The 3847-nt window shown below is 67.2% G+C and carries 3 protein-coding genes and 1 pseudogene; all 4 read left to right on the top strand.

The genetic code is table 11. From position 1 onward, the window contains the following. Positions 1-182: pseudogene (locus tag AC1DZ6_RS21000) on the top strand (glucuronate isomerase); the annotation flags it as partial. A gap of 18 nt (positions 183-200) precedes the next feature. Further along, a complete protein-coding gene (gene kduI / locus AC1DZ6_RS21005) occupies positions 201-1049 on the top strand; it encodes a 5-dehydro-4-deoxy-D-glucuronate isomerase (RefSeq protein ID WP_477099074.1) in 849 nt (282 codons plus the stop codon). A gap of 156 nt (positions 1050-1205) precedes the next feature. Continuing rightward, a complete protein-coding gene (kduD, locus tag AC1DZ6_RS21010) occupies positions 1206-1976 on the top strand; it encodes a 2-dehydro-3-deoxy-D-gluconate 5-dehydrogenase KduD (protein ID WP_477099075.1) in 771 nt (256 codons plus the stop codon). Between the two features lie 183 nt (positions 1977-2159). Then, positions 2160-3847, top strand: a 1688-nt coding sequence (locus AC1DZ6_RS21015) for a phosphoenolpyruvate carboxylase (protein ID WP_477099076.1), incomplete at its 3' end; no start/stop codon positions are given.

Below are 3847 nucleotides of genomic sequence, written 5' to 3' on the forward strand. Positions count from 1 at the left end.
GCCGCGTCGACAGCGCCTTCCTGGCCCGCATGGTCGCCGAGCACCGCATGGACGAGGTCGAGGCCGCCGAACTGATCGTCGACCTCACCTACACCCTGCCCAAACGCGCCTACAAACTCGACCAACGGCCCAACTGGGCCAGGCCGGTCCAGTCGAATCCCGCCAAACACGCCGCCGAATAGATTTTCCGGAGCTCCACAATGTTCACCAAGACCTATCACGCCACCCACCCGGACATGATGTTCGCGGTCGGCAACGACGACCTGCGCGAGCGCTACCTGATGGACGGCCTGTTCGCCGCCGACGACATCGTGCTGCATTACAACCACGCCGAACGCTTCGTGGTCGGCGGCGCCGCGCCGGTGTCCAAGGGCGTTAAGCTGCCCGACCAGACCGAGCCCGCCTCGGCCGCCGGTCACCCGTTCCTGGAACGCCGCGAACTGGGCGCCATCAATGTCGGCGGCGGCAAGGGCAAGGTCACGGTCGACGGCGTCGCCTACGACATCGAGCCGCGTGACGGCATCTACGTGACCATGGGCGCGAAGGACGTGGTGTTCGAAAGCGTCGACGCCGCCAACCCGGCGCGCTTCTACCTGACCAGCCTGCCGGCCCACGCCGCGTTCGAGACCAAGAAGCTGGAATTCGCCAACGCCGTCCCGCTGGAGCGCGGCGCGCTGGAGACCTCGAACGAACGCACCATCTACCAGTACATCGTGCCGACCACCTGCAAGTCGGCGCAGCTGCTGCTGGGCATGACCGTGCTGAAGCCGGGCAGCGTCTGGAACACCATGCCGCCCCACCTGCACGACCGCCGCTCGGAAGCCTATTTCTACTTCGGTTTGGGCGAGAACGACCGGGTCTTCCACTACATGGGCGAGCCGGACGAGATGCGTCACATCGTGATCGCCAACGAGGAAGCCGTGATGAGCCCGCCGTGGTCGATCCACATGGGTTCGGGCACCTCGAACTACACGTTCATCTGGGCGATGGGCGGCGAGAACCTCGACTACACCGACATGAACGTGCTGGACATCTGCCAGCTGAAGTAGGAGCGAAAGCTCCTTCACGACCCCTTTGGCTGTCATCCCGGACGGCCCGAAGGGACGATCCGGGATCGATTTGGAGCGTAGCGCTTCGGGTCGGTCCCGGATCTTCGCGCTTCGCGCTACGTCCGGGATGACAACGAGATTTTTGAGGAACGCACCATGGCCAATCCGTTCAGCCTCGAAGGCAAGGTCGCCCTCGTCACCGGCGCCAACACCGGTCTCGGCCAGGCCGTGGCTGTCGCGCTGGCCGAAGCGGGCGCGAACATCGCCGCCGCCGGCCGCAGCGCCCCGACCGAAACCCAAGCCTTGGTTGAAGCCGCGGGCCGCAAGTTCCTGTCGATCAAGGCCGACTTCGGGTCGATCGAGCCCGTCCAGCGCGTGGTCGACGAGACCGTCGCCGCCTTCGGCAAGGTCGACATCCTGGTCAACAACGCCGGCATCATCCGCCGCGCCGACAGCATCGAGTTCTCCGAGGCCGACTGGGACGCGGTGATGGATACGAACCTGAAGGTCGTGTTCTTCCTGACCCAGGCCTTCGCCAAGCAGGTTCTGAAGCAAGGCGGCGACACCGCGAGCATCGGCAAGATCATCAACATCGCCAGCCTGCTGTCCTTCCAGGGCGGCATCCGCGTGCCGTCCTACACGGCCAGCAAGAGCGGCCTGGCGGGTCTGACCAAGATCCTGGCCAACGAGTGGGCGAGCAAGGGCATCAACGTCAACGCTATCGCGCCCGGCTATTTCGACACCAACAACACCGAGGCCCTGCGCAACGACGCCGACCGCAACGCCTCGATCCTGGCCCGCATTCCGGCCGGGCGCTGGGGTCAACCGGGCGACCTGGGCGGGGCCGCCGTGTTCCTGGCCTCGCAGGCCGCTGACTACGTTCAGGGCATTACCTTGCCCGTCGACGGCGGTTGGCTGGCTCGCTAGAGGCAGAAATCTGCGCAAAAGCGTATTTGGTACCGCAACCAATGCGTCGGCCGCCTTTTCGCGGCCGGCAAAGCGCGGTAGAGGCGCCGCTGCGCCAGCAAGGGCAAAACGTCCGGCCGGCGTTTCGTACGTTTCCTTCCTGATGAACCGTCGCGGTTTCGCGGCGGTCGCGGAGCTTCGCGCATGCCTCTGTCCCTTGGCCCTTCGTTTGGCGACGGTGACCGCCCCACCAGCCGCCACGTGCGACAGAACGCCAGCCTGCTCAGCGACCTGCTGAACGAGGCCATCGCCTATCTGGACGGCGAGGACGCCGCCAAGCTGGTGGCCAAGGCGCGCAGCGCCGCCTCGCAGGAGACCGCGGACGGCGAGGCCCCGCGACTGGACCACCTGTTCGCCGACCTCTCCAGCGACCAGGCCATCTTCCTGGCCCGGGCCCTGGCCAGCCACTCGATGCTGGCCAATATCGGCGAGGACGTCGCCGGCCGCCGCCGGCATGCCGAGGGCGACGCCAAGCCGGGCGACGAGCGCCCCCGCACCCTGGTCGACGCCGTCAAGGCGCTGGTCGCCGAGGGCAAGTCGCCCGAAGAGCTGACCAAGATCCTGGCCGCCATGAACGTGGTGCCGGTGCTGACCGCCCACCCCACCGAAGTGCGCCGCCGCAGCATGGTCGATCGCGAGACCGAGATCTCGCGCCTGATGGCCCTGCGCCGCCACCACCTGCCGCCGGCCATGGACGCCGAGATCCGCGAGCGTCTGTTCCGCGAGATCGCCCTGATGTGGCGCACCCGGCTGTACCGCCCCGAGCGGATCACGGTGAAGGACGAGATCCGCAACGCCCTGTCGATCGTCCGCACCTCGATCCTGCCGGCGATCATCGACCTCTATGCCGACTGGTCGCAGGAGATCGGCCAGCACGGCCAGATGGCCCCGCTGCTGAAGATGGGCTCGTGGCTGGGCGGCGACCGTGACGGCCATCCCGGCGTCAACGGCGACACCCTGAAGCTGGCCCTGGCCTCCCAGGCCCGGGTGATCCTGGACTGGTACGCCGCCGAGGTGCGCAAGCTGTGGTCCAACCTGGCGGTCTCCACCGCCTATGCGCCGGTGTCCGATGAGCTGCGCGCCTTGGCCGCCCAGACCCAGGACCCGTCCGTTCACCGTCTGGACGAACCCTATCGTCTAGCGCTGGAACTGATCTTCGACCGTCTCTCGGCGGTGTCCCAGAAGCTGACCAACCAATGGGTGGCCTTCGCCAACGGCCGCACGGAGGTCGAGCCCTACGGCCACCCAGAGGCCTTCGTCGCCGACCTGAAGATCATCATCGACAGCCTGGAGCGCAACGGCGGCGAGCGGCTGGTGGGCTCGGCCCTGCGCACCCTGGTCGAGGTGGCCCAGGCCTGCGGCTTCCACCTGATGAGCCTGGACCTGCGCCAGAACGCCGATGTTCACGAGCGGACGCTGCACGAGCTGTTCCAGCGGGCCGGCTCCGGGGTGAAGTATCTCGACCTCGACGAGGAGGCCCGTTCCAAGCTGCTGATCAGCGAGCTGTCGCACCAGCGGCCCCTGGTCTCGCCGTTCACCGCCTATGGCGAGGAGACGACCAAGGAGCTGGCCACCATGGAGGCCGCCGCCCAGATGGTCCGCGACTATGGTCACGGCTGCATCGGGGCCTATGTGATCTCCAAGTCGGCGACCCTGTCGGACATCCTGGAGCCGTTGGTTCTGCTCAAGCAGGTGGGCCTGGTCTGGGGCGGCGCGGCGCCGCGCGCCTCGGTCAAGATCAGCCCGCTGTTCGAGACCATCGGCGACCTGGAGAACGGTCCCCGCGTGTTGCGCCAGTGGCTGGAGCTGCCGCTGAGCCGCACCATCCTGGG

Source organism: Caulobacter sp. P1_B12_2 (genome assembly GCF_056406675.1).

What these genes read in the sequence shown, in the direction of transcription:
- kduI (WP_477099074.1), top strand. Translation starts at nt 201, where the DNA reads ATGTTCACCAAGACCTATCACGCCACCCACCCGGACATGATGTTCGCG.
- kduD (WP_477099075.1), top strand. Translation starts at nt 1,206, where the DNA reads ATGGCCAATCCGTTCAGCCTCGAAGGCAAGGTCGCCCTCGTCACCGGC.